Annotated in this window: 17 protein-coding genes; 10 read left to right on the forward strand and 7 right to left on the reverse strand. The window is 61.8% G+C overall.

All coding sequences use genetic code 11. The annotated features are described in order from the left end of the window. Positions 1–3: 3 nt before the first annotated feature. Positions 4–504, reverse strand: coding sequence for a type III secretion system chaperone family protein (locus V0U79_RS08655; protein WP_330199098.1), 501 nt, complete (start codon positions 502–504; stop codon positions 4–6). A gap of 139 nt (positions 505–643) precedes the next feature. After that, positions 644–967: an accessory factor UbiK family protein gene (locus tag V0U79_RS08660; RefSeq protein WP_330199099.1), complete on the reverse strand. Its 324-nt coding sequence runs from the start codon at positions 965–967 to the stop codon at positions 644–646. A gap of 83 nt (positions 968–1,050) precedes the next feature. On the opposite strand from V0U79_RS08660, the gene lgt reads away from it, so the two are divergent. From lgt to V0U79_RS08705, 9 genes are all read left to right on the forward strand, one after another. Then, a complete protein-coding gene (lgt, locus tag V0U79_RS08665; RefSeq protein ID WP_330199100.1) occupies positions 1,051–1,950 on the forward strand; it encodes a prolipoprotein diacylglyceryl transferase in 900 nt (299 codons plus the stop codon). Then, positions 1,950–3,044 carry a class I SAM-dependent methyltransferase gene (locus tag V0U79_RS08670; protein ID WP_330199101.1) on the forward strand — a complete coding sequence of 365 codons (1,095 nt, stop codon included), beginning with the start codon at positions 1,950–1,952 and terminating at the stop codon, positions 3,042–3,044. Before lgt ends, V0U79_RS08670 begins: the two co-directional genes overlap by 1 nt. 70 nt (positions 3,045–3,114) lie before the next feature. Beyond that, the gene (locus V0U79_RS08675; protein WP_330199102.1) at positions 3,115–4,065 is read left to right on the forward strand and encodes a ribose-phosphate pyrophosphokinase; all 951 of its coding nucleotides are present in this window, start codon (positions 3,115–3,117) and stop codon (positions 4,063–4,065) included. A gap of 147 nt (positions 4,066–4,212) precedes the next feature. After that, complete coding sequence (locus tag V0U79_RS08680) at positions 4,213–4,884, forward strand: 50S ribosomal protein L25/general stress protein Ctc (protein WP_330199103.1); 672 nt, start codon at positions 4,213–4,215, stop codon at positions 4,882–4,884. Positions 4,885–4,922: 38 nt separating this feature from the next. Continuing rightward, complete coding sequence (gene pth, locus V0U79_RS08685; protein ID WP_330199104.1) at positions 4,923–5,525, forward strand: aminoacyl-tRNA hydrolase; 603 nt, start codon at positions 4,923–4,925, stop codon at positions 5,523–5,525. A gap of 5 nt (positions 5,526–5,530) precedes the next feature. Next, complete coding sequence (gene ychF, locus V0U79_RS08690) at positions 5,531–6,628, forward strand: redox-regulated ATPase YchF (RefSeq protein ID WP_330199105.1); 1,098 nt, start codon at positions 5,531–5,533, stop codon at positions 6,626–6,628. Between the two features lie 73 nt (positions 6,629–6,701). After that, positions 6,702–7,427 (forward strand): LolA-like protein, encoded by a 726-nt coding sequence (locus V0U79_RS08695; protein WP_330199106.1) that lies wholly within the window; start codon positions 6,702–6,704, stop codon positions 7,425–7,427. Between the two features lie 67 nt (positions 7,428–7,494). Next, a complete protein-coding gene (locus V0U79_RS08700; protein ID WP_330199107.1) occupies positions 7,495–8,727 on the forward strand; it encodes a multidrug effflux MFS transporter in 1,233 nt (410 codons plus the stop codon). 10 nt (positions 8,728–8,737) lie between these two features. After that, complete coding sequence (locus V0U79_RS08705; protein ID WP_330199108.1) at positions 8,738–9,613, forward strand: enoyl-CoA hydratase-related protein; 876 nt, start codon at positions 8,738–8,740, stop codon at positions 9,611–9,613. Here the strand turns inward: V0U79_RS08705 and V0U79_RS08710 are convergent. Further along, positions 9,610–10,500, reverse strand: a complete 891-nt coding sequence (locus V0U79_RS08710) for a 23S rRNA (adenine(2030)-N(6))-methyltransferase RlmJ (RefSeq protein WP_330199109.1) — start codon at positions 10,498–10,500, stop codon at positions 9,610–9,612. The genes V0U79_RS08705 and V0U79_RS08710 overlap by 4 nt on opposite strands. A 73-nt stretch (positions 10,501–10,573) precedes the next feature. Between V0U79_RS08710 and V0U79_RS08715 the strand changes: the two genes are divergently transcribed. Then, positions 10,574–12,067, forward strand: coding sequence for a S10 family peptidase (locus V0U79_RS08715; protein ID WP_330199110.1), 1,494 nt, complete (start codon positions 10,574–10,576; stop codon positions 12,065–12,067). A 179-nt stretch (positions 12,068–12,246) separates the two neighbouring features. Here V0U79_RS08715 and V0U79_RS08720 read toward each other — a convergent pair whose 3' ends face one another. From V0U79_RS08720 to V0U79_RS08735, 4 genes are all read right to left on the reverse strand, one after another. Next, positions 12,247–12,906: a hypothetical protein gene (locus tag V0U79_RS08720; protein ID WP_330199111.1), complete on the reverse strand. Its 660-nt coding sequence runs from the start codon at positions 12,904–12,906 to the stop codon at positions 12,247–12,249. A 171-nt stretch (positions 12,907–13,077) separates the two neighbouring features. Further along, positions 13,078–13,608 carry an adenine phosphoribosyltransferase gene (locus V0U79_RS08725; protein ID WP_330199112.1) on the reverse strand — a complete coding sequence of 177 codons (531 nt, stop codon included), beginning with the start codon at positions 13,606–13,608 and terminating at the stop codon, positions 13,078–13,080. Between the two features lie 9 nt (positions 13,609–13,617). After that, entirely contained in the window at positions 13,618–14,247 is a 630-nt protein-coding gene (locus tag V0U79_RS08730; protein ID WP_330199113.1) for a glutathione S-transferase family protein, read from the reverse strand. Beyond that, positions 14,244–14,624 carry a lysozyme inhibitor LprI family protein gene (locus tag V0U79_RS08735; protein WP_330199114.1) on the reverse strand — a complete coding sequence of 127 codons (381 nt, stop codon included), beginning with the start codon at positions 14,622–14,624 and terminating at the stop codon, positions 14,244–14,246. Before V0U79_RS08735 ends, V0U79_RS08730 begins: the two co-directional genes overlap by 4 nt. Between the last annotated feature and the right edge of the window lie 51 nt (positions 14,625–14,675).

Below are 14,675 nucleotides of genomic sequence, written 5' to 3' on the forward strand. Positions count from 1 at the left end.
GCGTCAGGCCTCGCCAATGGTTTCAAACATGGCTGACTGAGCCGCTTCCTCGACCGTCTTTCCGCCCCAGACAAGGAATTGGAAAGCCGGATAGAAGCGTTCGCCCGCTTCGCGAGCCGCCGAGATCAACATGGCGGCCTGTGCCGGAGACAGGGATTCGCCCGGAGGAACCGGGACGCCATGGCGCCAGACGACACCGCCATCTTCTTCCCAGACGTCGAAATGCCCGTACCAGAGCTTTTCATTGAGGCGGGTGGCCAGTTCGCAGACCTCGCGGAAACGGGCCCGCGGCGCCTTCAACTCGAGGCTGGCGCAGATATGGATGGCATCGTGATCGGGCCGCCAGGCAAACCAGATCTGGTGATCGCGCCAGGCTCCCGGCGCGGACATGTGCAGCTCACCGGATTCGTCGCGTTCATAGGGCAATTGCTCGGCGATCACCGCCTGCTCGACGGCGTCAAGCGGATCGATCTCGATGCTGGTGTTTTCTGTCGCAAGTTCCATGCGCTGTCTTTCCTCTTCGCGCCGGCTGCCCCCAATGCCCGTTGCGACCCGCTTTCAAACGAATCGTGCAGCAGACAGTGAAAAGCCTAAGGGTGGAAATTCCACCCGCGCAATAGGCTGAACGGTGGCTATCCGTGGATTAGTTCTTCTTTGCCCGGCTGGCCGGCTTTTTAGCCGTGGATTTCCGCGCTGCCGGCTTCTTTGCCGGTGCGGCGGGCTTCCTGGCTGTCTTTTCCAGAGCCTCGATGCGGGCCTTCAGGGCCTCGTTTTCCTCGCGTGCAGCCTGGGCGACGGCCTTCACCGCCTCGAATTCCTCGCGGCTGACGAAGTCCATATTGGCCGCCATCTTGTCGGCGCGCGCGCGGAAAACCGCCTGCGCTTCCTCGCCAGCAGCCTGCGCCGCAGCGAAAGCGTCCGTCATCAGATCGGCGATGTCATTCAGGAGGGGATTACGGGTCTGCATGCCTTGGCCTTCTTTCCTTACGCTCCGGTATATGCGATTTCAGGCGCTCAGATGCAATGTGACAGCCCAGCGCAGGACAATCCATGATCGAAGCTTGTCAATCGACCTTCCAGCTCCTGGACTCGGTTCTGTTCCGGATCCCGCTGGATTTCATCCGCGAGGGCTGGGGCTTCGATATCCGCTGGTATGCGCTGGCCTATATTGCCGGCCTGCTGCTGGGATGGCGCTACATGCTGGTGCTGGCACGCCGTCCGCAATTATGGGTGCCGCGCGATGGCAAGCCCAAGGGCTCGCCTTTCACGGTCGAAGATGTCGATGATCTCCTGCTGTGGGCGACAATCGGCGTCATTGGTGGCGGCCGTCTGGGCTATGTTCTGTTCTATAATACCGAGGTGATCTGGACCAATCCGCTATGGATCATCACCGGCTTCCAGGAAGGCGGGATGGCCTTCCATGGCGGGCTGATCGGTGTCGGTATCGCCATCTTCTTCGTCGCCCGCGCACGCCAGCTGGATTTGTGGCGGATTGCCGACGCGGCGGCCGTTGTCGCGCCGATCGGCCTGTTCTTCGGCCGGCTGGCCAACTTCATCAATGGTGAGCTCTGGGGCCGCGTCAGCGACGTGCCCTGGGCGATGCGCTTTGCGGGTGACCGCTTGTGCGCCCTGCGCCATCCCAGCCAGCTCTATGAAGCGGCGCTGGAAGGCGTGCTGATCTTTGTCATCGTCAATTTTGCCACCTGGAAGCACCGCTCCCTGTCGCGGCCGGGCCTCAATACGGGCCTTTTCCTCGTGATCTACGGCCTGTCGCGGGCGGTGCTGGAAACCGTTCGCGAGCCGGATGCGCACATGCCCGAAGCCCTGCGCGGCTACATCACGATGGGCATGATCCTGTCCATCCCGATGATCTTTGCCGGCGCCTGGCTGATCCATCGCGCGCTGAAGGCGGCGCCGGCGCCGGCCCCGGCGAAGAAGCCCGCAGCCTGATGTCCACGGGGATTGCGGCGAAAATCGCCGAGCGGATCCGCAATGGCGGACCGATCTCGGTGGCCGCCTTCATGACGGAGGCGATGTTCGATCCGCTGGAAGGCTATTACGCCACCAAGAACCCGATCGGCGCGGGTGAGGATTTCATCACCGCCCCGTCGGTCAGCCAGATGTTTGGAGAGCTGATCGGCCTGTGGTGTGCGCAGGTCTGGATGGATATGGGCCGGCCGTCCCGCTTCCAGCTGGTCGAGCTGGGACCGGGGACCGGCCAGATGATGTCGGACATTATCCGCGCGGGCCGGGCGGTTCCGGGTTTTCTGGATGCCGCGCAGATCACGCTGATCGAAGCCAGTGCCGCACTGAAAATGGTGCAGGGCCGCACGCTCACGCCGATGGGCGTGCAGGCAATGTGGGCCGACCGGCTGGAAAATGTGCCCGCCGGGCCGGCTATTATTCTCGGCAATGAATTCCTCGACTGCCTGCCCGTACGCCAGGCGGTGAAACAGGACGGTCACTGGCATGAGCGTCTGATCAATCTCAATGAGGATGGCGGGTTCGCATTCGTCATGGGCCCGCGCCTGGGCGTGGAGGCAGAGCTGGTGCCCGCCCCGCTGATGGATGCCCCGGACGGCACGCTGGTGGAATTGCGCCCCGGCGACCAGCAGGTGATGGATCAGCTCTCCCGGCGCTTCGCCGAACAACCCGGACGGGCGCTTTTCATCGATTACGGTCCTGCCAAGAGCGAACCGGGCGATACCTTCCAGGCCATCCGCCAGCATCAGAAGGCCGATCCGCTGGCTGACCCTGGCACGGCCGACCTGACCGCCCGGGTCGATTTCGAGCAGCTGGGCGTGTTTGCCCGCCAGGGCGGGCTCGATTTCGCCGGGCCTGTCACGCAGGGCGAGTGGCTGAAATCACTGGGACTGGAGATGCGCGCAGCGGCGCTGATCCAGTCGGCACCGGACCAGAAAACGAAAATCGCCCGCCAGGTCATGCGCCTGACTGAACCGGACCAGATGGGCGAGTTGTTCAAGGTTATGACGTTTTCCACACCGGGAATGCCGATTCCGCCGGGATTTACCGCGAACGGATGATTTAGCGGTTCATTATTCCCGGTCCTTTTGCTAGAGCCTCGCGCAGGCGCGGCAAACACAAGGCGATCCGATGGCTGGACGGACCCCTCTCAAGCTTGTTTCGGGCACTTCAAACCAGAAGCTGGCAAAAGCCATCGGCGATCATATCGATGCGCCACTGACCGGTTGCGATATCGAACGCTTTGCGGATGGCGAGATTTTCGTCCGCATTTCCGAGAATATTCGCGGTGAGGACATCTTCCTGATCCAGTCGACGTCGAAGCCGGCGAATGACTACATCATGGAATTGCTGATCTGCATCGACGCGCTGAAGCGTGCCAGCGCCAAGCGGATCACCGCCGTCATTCCCTATTTCGGTTATGCGCGTCAGGACCGGAAAACCGGTGGCCGCACGCCGATTACCGCGAAGCTGGTGGCCAATCTGATCTCCGAGGCCGGTGCCGACCGCGTGCTGACGCTGGATCTGCATGCCGGTCAGATCCAGGGCTTCTTCGACATTCCGACCGACAATCTGTTCGTGACGCCGGTGTTCGAGGACGATCTGACCCGCAATTACGACACTTCCTCGCTGATGATCGTGTCACCAGACGTTGGCGGTGTGGTCCGCGCGCGCTCGCTGGCCAGCCGGCTGGGCGCTGATATTGCCATCGTCGACAAGCGCCGACCCAAGCCCGGCCAGTCCGAAGTCATGAATATTATCGGTGATGTCGATGGCCGCGATTGCATCATCTTTGACGATATCTGCGATTCGGGCGGTACGCTCTGCAACGCTGCGGCAAAGCTGCGCGAACAGGGCGCCACCAGCGTGGCCGCCTATGTCACGCACGGCGTGCTATCCGGCAAGGCGGTGGAGCGGATTGAAAGTTCGGAGCTGTCCGAGCTGGTAATCACCGATTCCATTTCGGTCAGCGACGATGCGCTGAAAGCGAAGAAAATCCGCCAGATTTCCATCGCGCCGCTTCTGGGCGAAGCCATCCGGCGCATCGCCAATGAGGAGTCTGTGTCGAAACTCTTCGACTAGACGGTTTTCCTGTCTGCGAATCCTTTGTTGAGGCGGTTGCGCGCCCGGAATGTATCGGCTATACGCCGCGGCTCGAATTCAACTGGCTAGGGGCATGGCCCCGATGGGCCGCCCGATGCGGCCTTTCTTGTTTCAAGGATCAGACCGATGAGTGACATCGTTCTCCCCGTCGACGTTCGCGACAACACCGGTACCGGTGCCGCCCGCGCTTCGCGCCGCGACGGCTATGTTCCCGGCACGCTGTATGGCGGCAAGCTGGGCCCGGTTTCCATCGCCATTCGCGAAAATGTCCTGCGCAAGGCCATCTATTCCGGCAAGTTCCTGTCGAACATGGTGACGCTGGAGCACAAGGGCGAGAAGCAGACCGTGATCCCGAAGGACGTCCAGTTCGACCCGGTCACCGACTTCCCGCTGCATGTCGACCTGTTCCGCGTGGACGAGGACTCCGTCATCGACGTTGAAGTCACGGTTCACTTCCTGAACGAAGACAAGGCACCGGGCCTGAAGCGCGGTGGTGCACTGAACGTCGTGCGCCACTCGATCGAACTGTCCTGCCCGGCCGGCTCGATTCCGGACTCGATCGAAATCGACCTCTCCGGTATGGAGATCGGCGATTCGGTACACATTTCCGATGTGACCCTGCCTGAAAACGTCACCCCGACCATCGCTGACCGCGACTTCACCATTGCCACGATTGCCGGCGCGCGCGCTGCGATCGAGGAAGAGGAAGACGAAGCCGCCGAGGGCGAAGAGGGTGAAGCCACCGAAGCCGAAGCCGGCGAAGGTGAAGAAGGCGAAGACGAGGCCTCCGAAGACTAGTAGGGGCCTCGCCTCCCCGCATTGCACGGGGGCTTTCCATGCTGCTCATTGCGGGCCTTGGCAATCCGGACAGCAAGTACCGGTATAACCGTCATAATATCGGCTTTCTGACGCTCGACAGAATCGCCGATGACTGGCGGCTGGGCCCGTGGAAGGCGAAATTCCAGGGCGCGGCCTGTGATGGCACAATCGATACGCCCGAGGGTCCGAAAAAGGTTCTGCTCCTCAAACCCGGTACCTATTACAATGAGAGCGGCCGCGCCGTGGGCGAAGCCGCGCGCTATTACAACATCCCGGCCAGCCAGATCGTTGTCTTCCATGACGAGCTGGATCTGGCGCCCGGCAAGTTCCGCCTGAAGACCGGCGGCGGCCATGCCGGCAATAATGGCCTGCGATCCATCATGGCGCATGTCGAAGGCGATTTCCGCCGTGGCCGGATCGGTATCGGTCATCCCGGCGACAAGAATCGCGTGACCGGCTATGTGCTGTCGGATATTCCCAAGGCCGACCAGCGCTGGGCGGGTGATCTGATGGACGCAATTGCGCGCTCGGTACCGCTGCTTGCGGCGGGCGAGTTCGACGCTTTCCAGACCAAGGTAACGCATCTGGCGCCTGCGCCGGGGCAGACAGACAAGGACTAGGGATAATGGGTTTCAAATGCGGCATTGTCGGCCTGCCGAATGTGGGAAAGTCGACGCTTTTCAACGCGCTGACACAGACCGCTGCCGCGCAGGCCGCGAACTACCCCTTCTGCACGATCGAGCCGAATGTTGGCGATGTCGCCGTGCCTGAGCCGCGTCTGGCAAAAATCGCGGCCATCGCGGAGTCGAAGGAAATCATCCCGGCGCGCATGAATTTCGTCGACATTGCCGGTCTGGTGGCCGGCGCCTCCAAGGGCGAAGGCCTGGGCAATCAATTCCTCGCCAATATCCGCGAGACCGATGCGATCGCCTATGTGCTGCGCTGTTTCGAGGATGACGACATCACCCATGTCGACGGGCGCATTGATCCGCTGGCGGATCTGGAAACGGTCGAGACCGAGCTGATGCTGGCGGACATGGAAAGCCTGGAAAAGCGCCGCTCCAATCTGGAGAAAAAGGCCAGGACCGGTGACAAGGACGCCAAGGCCGCCCTGAAACTGGTTGATATCGCGCTGGAGCAATTGCAGGCCGGCAAGCCGGCCCGTTTTGCCACCATCGACAAGGAAGACGAGAAGGAATGGAGGAAGCTCCAGCTCCTCACGTCCAAGCCGGTCCTGTTCATCGCCAATGTCGATGAAGAGAGCGCGGCCGAAGGCAATGAATACTCGCAGCGCGTGATTGACAGGGCAAAGCAGGAAGATGCGGAGGCCGTCGTCATTTCGGCCAAGATCGAGAGTGAGCTGGCTCTGCTGGAAGACGATGAACGGGCGGAATATCTTGAAACCATCGGCTTGGAAGAGCCTGGTCTCGACCGGCTGATCCAGACCGGTTATTCGCTACTCGGTCTTCAGACCTATTTCACGGCGGGACCGAAAGAAGCCCGCGCCTGGACCTTCCACAAGGGCTGGACCGCACCGAAATGCGCTGGCGTAATTCACGGCGATTTCGAGAAGGGTTTCATCCGCGCCGAGACCATCGCCTATGATGATTATGTCTCCCTGGGTGGCGAAGCCGCGGCCCGCGAAGCCGGCAAGCTGCGCCAGGAAGGCAAGGAATACGTGGTCAAGGATGGCGATGTCCTGCACTTTAAATTCAATGTCTGATCTGTAATCCGCCCGTCAGTTTACGCCAAGGTCAATTCCGTCAGACAGCTCCCCGATTTGGGGAGTATTCAACATGAAACAGTCAATCCTGGCCCTCGCGGGTCTGACCCTCGCGGCCTGTTCCAACGAGCCGAGCCTGCTGGATCGTCATGTGACAGCGATGGGCGGCGAAGCCGCACTGGAATCGGTGAACGCGATCCGGCTGGAACTCGATATCACCGAGCCCACCTTCAATGTCCGCGGTGTCTATCAGGCTGAACGGCCCGATTCGATGCGCGTCGATATCTATGTCGGCGAGAATCGCGTGTTTTCGGAGGGACTGGACGATGGCGCCGGCTGGCAGATGTTTGCTGACGGGTCGATCGAAGCGACGTCGCCGGAAGGTACGCTCGCCCTGTTGCGCGGACTTCACGGCAATCTCTACGGTGCGCACGAATATGCCGCGCTGGGCCACACCATCACCGAGGGTGAACCGGCGGAGATTGATGGTGTCGTCTATCCGACGCTCGATTTCCTGATGTCCGACGGGTTCGAGGAGCGGCTCTATCTGGATCCGGAAACCTTCCTGCCGGTGCGCGATCGCAGCGAATATGCCCTGCACCCCGACGTCAATCCGGATCAGGAATTCCATGAGACCCGCCGCTCGGAATTCACGATGATCGAGGGCGTGATGTTCCCGATGCTGCAGGAAACCGTCGATCTGCGAACCGGCGAGGTCGTGCAGACGGTGCGTATTGTGTCCGTCGAGATCAATCCCGAATTCGAACCCGGCGTATTCGCGATGCCCTCGGAAGAATAATTCCTGTGCAACCGCACCTTGCCATCCTCTGGCGATAGGCGCACCAAGGTCCCTGAAAGAGGGGGCCATGAGAGAGACTGAGTATGCAGGAGAGCGTCAGCTTCTGAGCTTCTGGCAGCTGGTGACGCTGCTGGTCCTGTCTACCGGCATTGTTGCCCTGAGTATCGACATGATGCTGCCGGCCCTGCCGGCCATCGGTGCGGATTTGCAGGTCGCCGGGCCCAACAGCCAGCAATTGGTCATCACCGCCTTTCTGTTTGGTTTTGGCCTGGCCCAGCTGGTCTATGGCCCGTTATCCGATGCTTGGGGACGCAAGCCGGTCATTCTCGGCGCGCTGGCGCTCTATATCCTCGCCACCGTCTTCTGCCTTTCGGCCTGGAGTTTCGAAGTCCTGCTGGCGGGACGTTTCCTGCAAGGCCTGACCATTGCGGCAGCCCGCGTCGTGGGTACGGCGGTGGCGCGAGACCTGACCTCCGGACGGCGCATGGCGCAGGTCGTTTCCATGGCCATGATGGTGTTCATGGCAGTCCCGGTCGTGGCCCCCAGCCTGGGCCAGCTGGTCTTGCTGGTAGCGCCCTGGCGATGGATTTTCGTGGTGCTGCTGATCGCCGCATCAAGCCTTGGCATCTGGCTGGCCTATCGCCTTCCGGAAACCCTGCACGAGAAATACCGCCGCCGGCTGGATGTGAAGGGGACGCTGGGCGGTTTCCGTGAATGCCTGCGGCACCGAGCGCTGGTAGGCTACATGCTGGCCGGTGCCTGCTTCTTCGGCGGTCTCTATGCGCTGTTGAACATGTCGGAACAACTGATGGCCCGGCATTTCGATCTCGGGACCAGCTGGACTCTGGCCTTCGCGGTGATGGCGGGCTTCATGGCGATCACGAATTTCGTCAATTCGCGGCTGGTCATGCAATATGGACAGCGCCGCCTGTCGCAGGCCGCGCTGATCGGTTTCACAATCATCAGCGCCAGCCATGCCGGCCTGATCCTGACGGGAATGGACAATATCTGGACCTTCATGGTGCTGTTGTCCGCCGCCATGATGCTGATGGGGCTGATCGCTGCCAATTTTAACGCGCTGGCGATGGAGCCGGTGGGCCATATCGCCGGTACCGCTTCCGCGATTTACGGTTTTGGCACCGGCGTGATCGGCGCCCTGATCGGCATGGTGCTGGGCCAGCTCTATAACGACACCGCCCTGCCTCTGATCGGCGGGCAGACCCTGACCGGGCTTGCGGCCTTTGCCATCGTCTTTATCACTGAGCGCGGCGAATTGTTCGGTGAAGGCACCGAAGACTAGGGAGACATTCATGGCGTTTGAAACCATCGATCTGACGATCGAAGGGCCGATCGCAACCATCAAGCTCAACCGGCCACAGGCGATGAATGCCTTCACCCATGTCATGCGTGACGATGTCTGCGCGGCGCTGGACGAGACCGATGCCGATGACAATGTGCGCGCCGTGATCTTCACAGGAGCCGGGCGCGGCTTCTGCGCCGGCGCCGATCTGTCCCTGGGCGCGGAGACCTTCAACGCGGTCAGCCAGGCTAAGGAAGCCGGCGAGCTGGACGATAGCGACCCGCGCTGGCGCGACAGTGGTGGCGTGATGAATCTGCGAATCTGGGCATCGGAAAAGCCGGTCATTGCCGCCATCAACGGACCGGCGGTCGGCATCGGGGCCACCATGTTGTTACCCATGGATGTCCGCTTTGCCGTCAGGGACACGAAGATGGCGTATCCGTTCTCGCGGCGCGGCATCGCCTGGGATGGCGCAGCCAGCTGGTTCCTGCCGCGGATTGTCGGTGTTCCGACCGCAATGGACTGGGCGCTTTCGGGCCGGACCTTCAAGACCGAGGAGGCGCACGAGGCCGGGCTGATCAAGGCGCTCTATGACAGCAAGGACGAGTTGCTGGATGCGGCGAAGGCCTATGCCACAGAGCTGGCGGAAACGACGGCGCCGGTCTCGGTCGCGGTGATGCGGCAGATGGCCTGGCGGATGCTGGGCCCTGTTACGCCGATGGATGCCCACCGGATCGAATCGAAAGCCATATTGCATGCCGGGATGAGCCCGGATGCGGCCGAAGGCGTGATGAGCTTCCTTGAAAAACGTCCGCCGGACTTCCCCCTGAAAACCTCGACGGACATGCCGCCCTGGTATCCGTTCTGGGACGAGGAAGAGTACTAGAACTCCTCGACCGACAGGCTTTCATCCGTCGCACAACCGTCCAGACGCCAGCCGGCGCCCTCACCCTGCGCCAGCGTCTCTGCCAGCCAGGGCAGCAGCGCCAGTAGCTGGCCTTCCAGCGTATAAGGCGGATTGACGACGACAATGCCGGCACCGGCCAGCTTGCCCTCGCTTTCAATGTCGCGGACCCAGAGATCCGCGCGCAGCAGTTTTTCTGGCGTGGCCAGCTCTTCCTCAAACAACCATTCAGCGAGGCCGACATCGAAACGTTCCGACGCCCACAGATCCTTCAGCGGCCGCCAGAAAATCCAGGTTCCATTGGGCCATTTGGGCAGGGCCGCACGCACGGCTTCAGCCATGTGAGCCATCTCGTCGCGATGCTCGAAGGGCGGGTCGATCAGCACCACGCCGCGCTTTTCCCGCGGTGGCACCAGACCCGGCAGGGCCTTGTACCCATCACGCGCCTCGACCTTGACCCGGGCATCACGCTTGTAGCGATTGTCCAGCGTCTTTGCGTCGGCCGGGTGAAGCTCGCAAAGCTGGATGCGGTCTGTCGGGCGCAAGAGGCGCGCGGCAATTTCCGGTGATCCCGGATAGTCCTTGAGGCCGTCCGGATTCATCGCGGTCACTGCCTGCAGGAGCGGGGCAAGTGCTTCTGCGACATCCGCCGGTTTTGCGCTGGCCATCACTTTGGCGATGCCGCCTTCCCATTCCGGATTGCGCTGGGCCTCGCTGGAGGTGAGGTCATATGCGCCAATCCCCGCATGGCTGTCGATATAGCGGAAGGGTTTGTCCTTCTTCTTCAGATGCGCAAAGCATTGCGCCAGCACAGCATGCTTCAGGACATCGGCGAAGTTTCCGGCGTGGAAGGCGTGGCGATAATTCATGGCCTCGCTTTATCGTAATTTGCATAGGCAGGTGAAGGCTTTATGTTGCCGCCCAGGGTCTTGGGAGAGCTTCATGAAACGCTGGATTTCAATCGCTACCGCTATCGTTCTGGGTGCCTGTACGGCTGCTGCACAGGATGAACCGTCGTCTGTTCGCGAAGATGGTTCGCGCGTCTATGAAAGCGAAGGGCAGATCACCACCAATGGCCAGCGCGTACGCTATTCGGTGATTGCCGGCGAAACCTATATGGCTGGCGATGATGGCGAGCCCTATGCCTCGATCTTCTCGACCGCCTATATCCGCCAGGGCGTGGACGACCGGCAAAGCCGTCCGGTGGCCTTCATCTTCAATGGCGGGCCGGGCTCGGCCAGTCTGTGGCTGCATATGGGCGTGTTCGGCCCTTACCGTCTGGACCTTCCTTCCGATGCCCGCGATGACGGCGCCGCGCCCTATTCCATCATCGAGAACAATCTCTCCATCCTCGACCAGACTGACCTGGTGTTCGTTGATCCGGTCGGCACGGGCTGGAGCCGCCCGCTGGGCGAAGCCGATACGGAACGCTTCTGGGGCATTCGCGAAGATGCCCGCGTGCTGGGCGCTTTCATCCGCCGCTGGCTGACCGAGAACCGGCGCTGGAACTCGCCGAAATACCTGCTGGGCGAAAGCTATGGCACGACGCGGATCGCCGCCCTCCTCAACGAGATGCAGGGCGGCTGGACGGATGTGTCCTTCAACGGCGTGGCCCTGATCTCGACCGTGCTGGACTTCCGCTTCGACGATACCTCCGAAGGCAATGATGTCGGCTTTGTCGGCCTGATGCCGGGCTTTGCGGCTACGGCCTGGTATCATGAGCGCGTCGACCGCTCGGCCTGGAATGGTGATCTGGAAGCCTTCATCCAGGATGCGCGCGATTTTGCCTATGACACCTACATGCCCGCCCTTTTGCGCGGTGCCAGCCTGCCCGAGGAAGACCGGCGCGCCGTGGCCGCCGAGCTTTCAAGCTTTATCGGCCTGTCGGAAGATTATCTGATGCGCGCCAATCTGCGGGTCAATCTGGGCCGTTTCATGCGCGAGCTGTTGCGGGATGAAGGCCTGTCCGTGGGCCGTCTCGACAGCCGCTTTACCGGTGCCGAGGCCGATGCCGTCAGCGAGGGACCGGAATATGACCCGTCCGCCTATGGCATTGATGGCGGATATACAGCCGCCATGCTGCACTATTTCACCGACACGCTGGGCGTCGATATCACCGAGGAATATTCGGTCATCGACATTCCGACGGCGACACAGTGGGACCGCTCGATCGGCCAGGGGTCGGCCTATGTGAATGTGACGCCCTGGGTGGCCACGGCTATGCGCCAGAATTCCGATCTCGAAGTGCTGGTGGCGCAGGGCTATTACGATCTTGCCACACCGTTTTTCTCGGCCGAGCTGATGTTCAACCAGCCGGGCTTTGATCCGGACCGGGTGACCTTCAGCTATTATGAAGCCGGGCACATGATGTACATCCACCACCCCTCGCTGGAGGCTTTCGTGGCGGATGTGCGGGAGCTGATCGGCGGGGAGTAGGCGCCGGCCAACTTCCCACCTACCCACCTCATCCTGAGGCGCTCGCAAAGCGAGCCTCGAAGGAGGCTTCCAGCGAGTTGCGTGGTTCGAGGCCCGGCTTCCCCGCTTTCGCGGGGACAGGTCGCCGGGCACCTCACCATGAGGTATGTGGTTTGGGGGCTATTTGCCGCCTTGAACGGCTATTTCGCCTCCCGCACCCGGTCGCACAACAGCCAGGCCAGCACGGCCACCAGCGTGTAGCTGAGGATCGCCATCGGGCCGAACTCCTGAGCCGTGGCCGGTGGCGGTTGGAAAAAGCTGACCGAATAGAGCGCGACCAGCAGCACGCCGAAAATCCACGGGCTGATTTTGCCGAACGCACCCTTCGCCTTCGTCGCGGAGACGTAGAGCAGAAGACCCGCCGCCAGCACGCCGAATTCCAGCGTCAGGGCAATCGGCGCATTGTTCCACAGGCCAAAGCCGACCTTGGGTCCGCCCGGCCAGAGGGCGAGATCGGGCACATGGACCAACAGATCGACCAGCCAGTGCGAGAACACGGCGACACCGATCAATATCCCACCAGCGCGTTTCTGTGACCTTGCGATCAGCGACCAGACAAAGCCCAGCACCACTGACCAGACCAGCGCCATGAGGAGGGAATGCGTCCAGGGCATGTGGTAGAGGTCGAGCGGGCTGACCGCGGTGAAGCCCGGCTCGATACGAACATGCTCGATGCCGAAATAGACGAAGGCACCCCAGAGATAATCGAGGAACTGGACCGCGACGCACAGCGCCCAGACAGGCACGGCTTTCACAAAACGCGGCCCAGCGAGCGCGGGACCGTAATGACCGACGAACATGGCAAATCTCCCCAGACTTGGTGGGAGAATAGCAGATAGGCCAGGATGGTTCGAGGGCGCTTATTTCGTCATCCCGGACGGGCGTTAGACCGATCCGGGACCCAATCCGGTTGAATGACGTATCGGGATGGGTTCAGGGTTCACGCCTCCGGCGCGCCCCGGAGTGACGAATTAGCCCCCCTCAAAGCTCACCAGAGAGGCACAGGGCACGCCCAGCGCTTCGATGCGCTTTGACCCGCCCAGATCCGGCAGATCGATGACAAAGGTGGCGCCGACCACATCCGCGCCGGCGCGGCGCAAGAGCTTGATGGCCGCATCGGCGGTGCCGCCCGTGGCAATCAGGTCATCGACCAGCAGGACGCGTTCGGTCTCGGCGATGGCATCGGCGTGGATCTCGACGGCATCTGTGCCGTATTCCAGCTCGTAGGACTCTTCCAGCGTGCGGCCGGGCAGTTTGCCCTTTTTGCGAACGGGTGTGAAACCGACCGACAGCTGGTGAGCCACGGCGCCGCCCAGGATAAAGCCTCGCGCCTCGATGCCGGCCACCTTGTCGATTTTCGCACCGGCCCAGGGCTGGACCATGGCGTCGATGGCGGCGCGGAAGGCGCGCGCATCCTTCAACATCGTGGTGACATCGCGGAACATGATGCCCGGCTTGGGATAGTCGGGAATGGTCCGGATCGCGTCCTTGATGAAATCCATATCTGGCCTCTAGTGGAAGGGGGCGTCCCAAGTCTCTTCAAGCGCAGCGGTGTGCCAGTCCTTGTAGACCGGATCAGACAGCAAAGTCTCGACATAGGCGGCCGCGTCTGTGGAAAGCGGCACCTGGTAGGTGTCGAAGCGCGTGGCCACCGGCGTGAAAAACGCGTCTGCGATCGACCAGTCGCCGAACAGGAAATCTCCCTCGCCCGTCTTTACATGCGCCCACAGCGCCTGGATCGTTTCGATATCGCGCCAGCAGGCGACGCTCATATCCTTGGCGGCCTTTTCCCGCTTCAAATCCATACCGAGTTCGTTTCGCAACGCCGAAAAGCCGGAATGCATGGAGGCGGTGATCGACCGCGCCGTCGCCCGCAAAGCGGGGTCCTCGGGCCAGAGCGATGGCACCTGTTCGGCGGCCCATTCACAGATGGCGAGACTGTCCCAGATATTCCGACCGGCGGTTTCCAGAACGGGCACAGTCGCCGCTGGAGACAGGGCCAGCAGCGTGTCGCGCGTGTCCTCCTGATCGAGCGGGATGATGTTTTCCTGAAAGGCGATATTGGCCTTCTTCAACGCCAGCCAGGGGCGCAATGACCAGGTCGAGAGGCGCTTGTTGCCGATATGCAGGATGGGCGTCATTGGGTCTCTAATTCCGTTGCCCGGGCGCGGGTCAGGGCAATGCGGCAATCGGTGGCAACCGCCTCGGCATCATCACCGATGAGCAGGAGCGAAGCCCGGCGCTCGCATTCGGCATCGCGGTAAGCGATCCAGGCCGAATGCGCAGCGCCGAGCCGGCTGGCTGCATCGGCCACGCCCGGCATGTCGAGGTCAATCTCGGAGGCTTCCTGGCGGGCCGCTGCCAGTGCGGTGTCCAGATCGTCCTCGGCGGCCTCCAGAAGGCCGGACAGGCAGGAGAGAAGCGCACGGTCATCATTCATGTGCTCGGAACACTCGATCATGGGACGGATTTCCGCCCCCTGAAGGGCAAACAGGCCAAGAAGGACACTGGCGATCATCGGGGAAACCTCACTCTGGGACAGAGCTGAACGCTAGTCGGCGGATGCCGC

Source organism: Hyphobacterium lacteum, assembly GCF_036330345.1.
In the GTDB taxonomy this organism is placed as follows: domain Bacteria; phylum Pseudomonadota; class Alphaproteobacteria; order Caulobacterales; family Maricaulaceae; genus Hyphobacterium; species Hyphobacterium lacteum.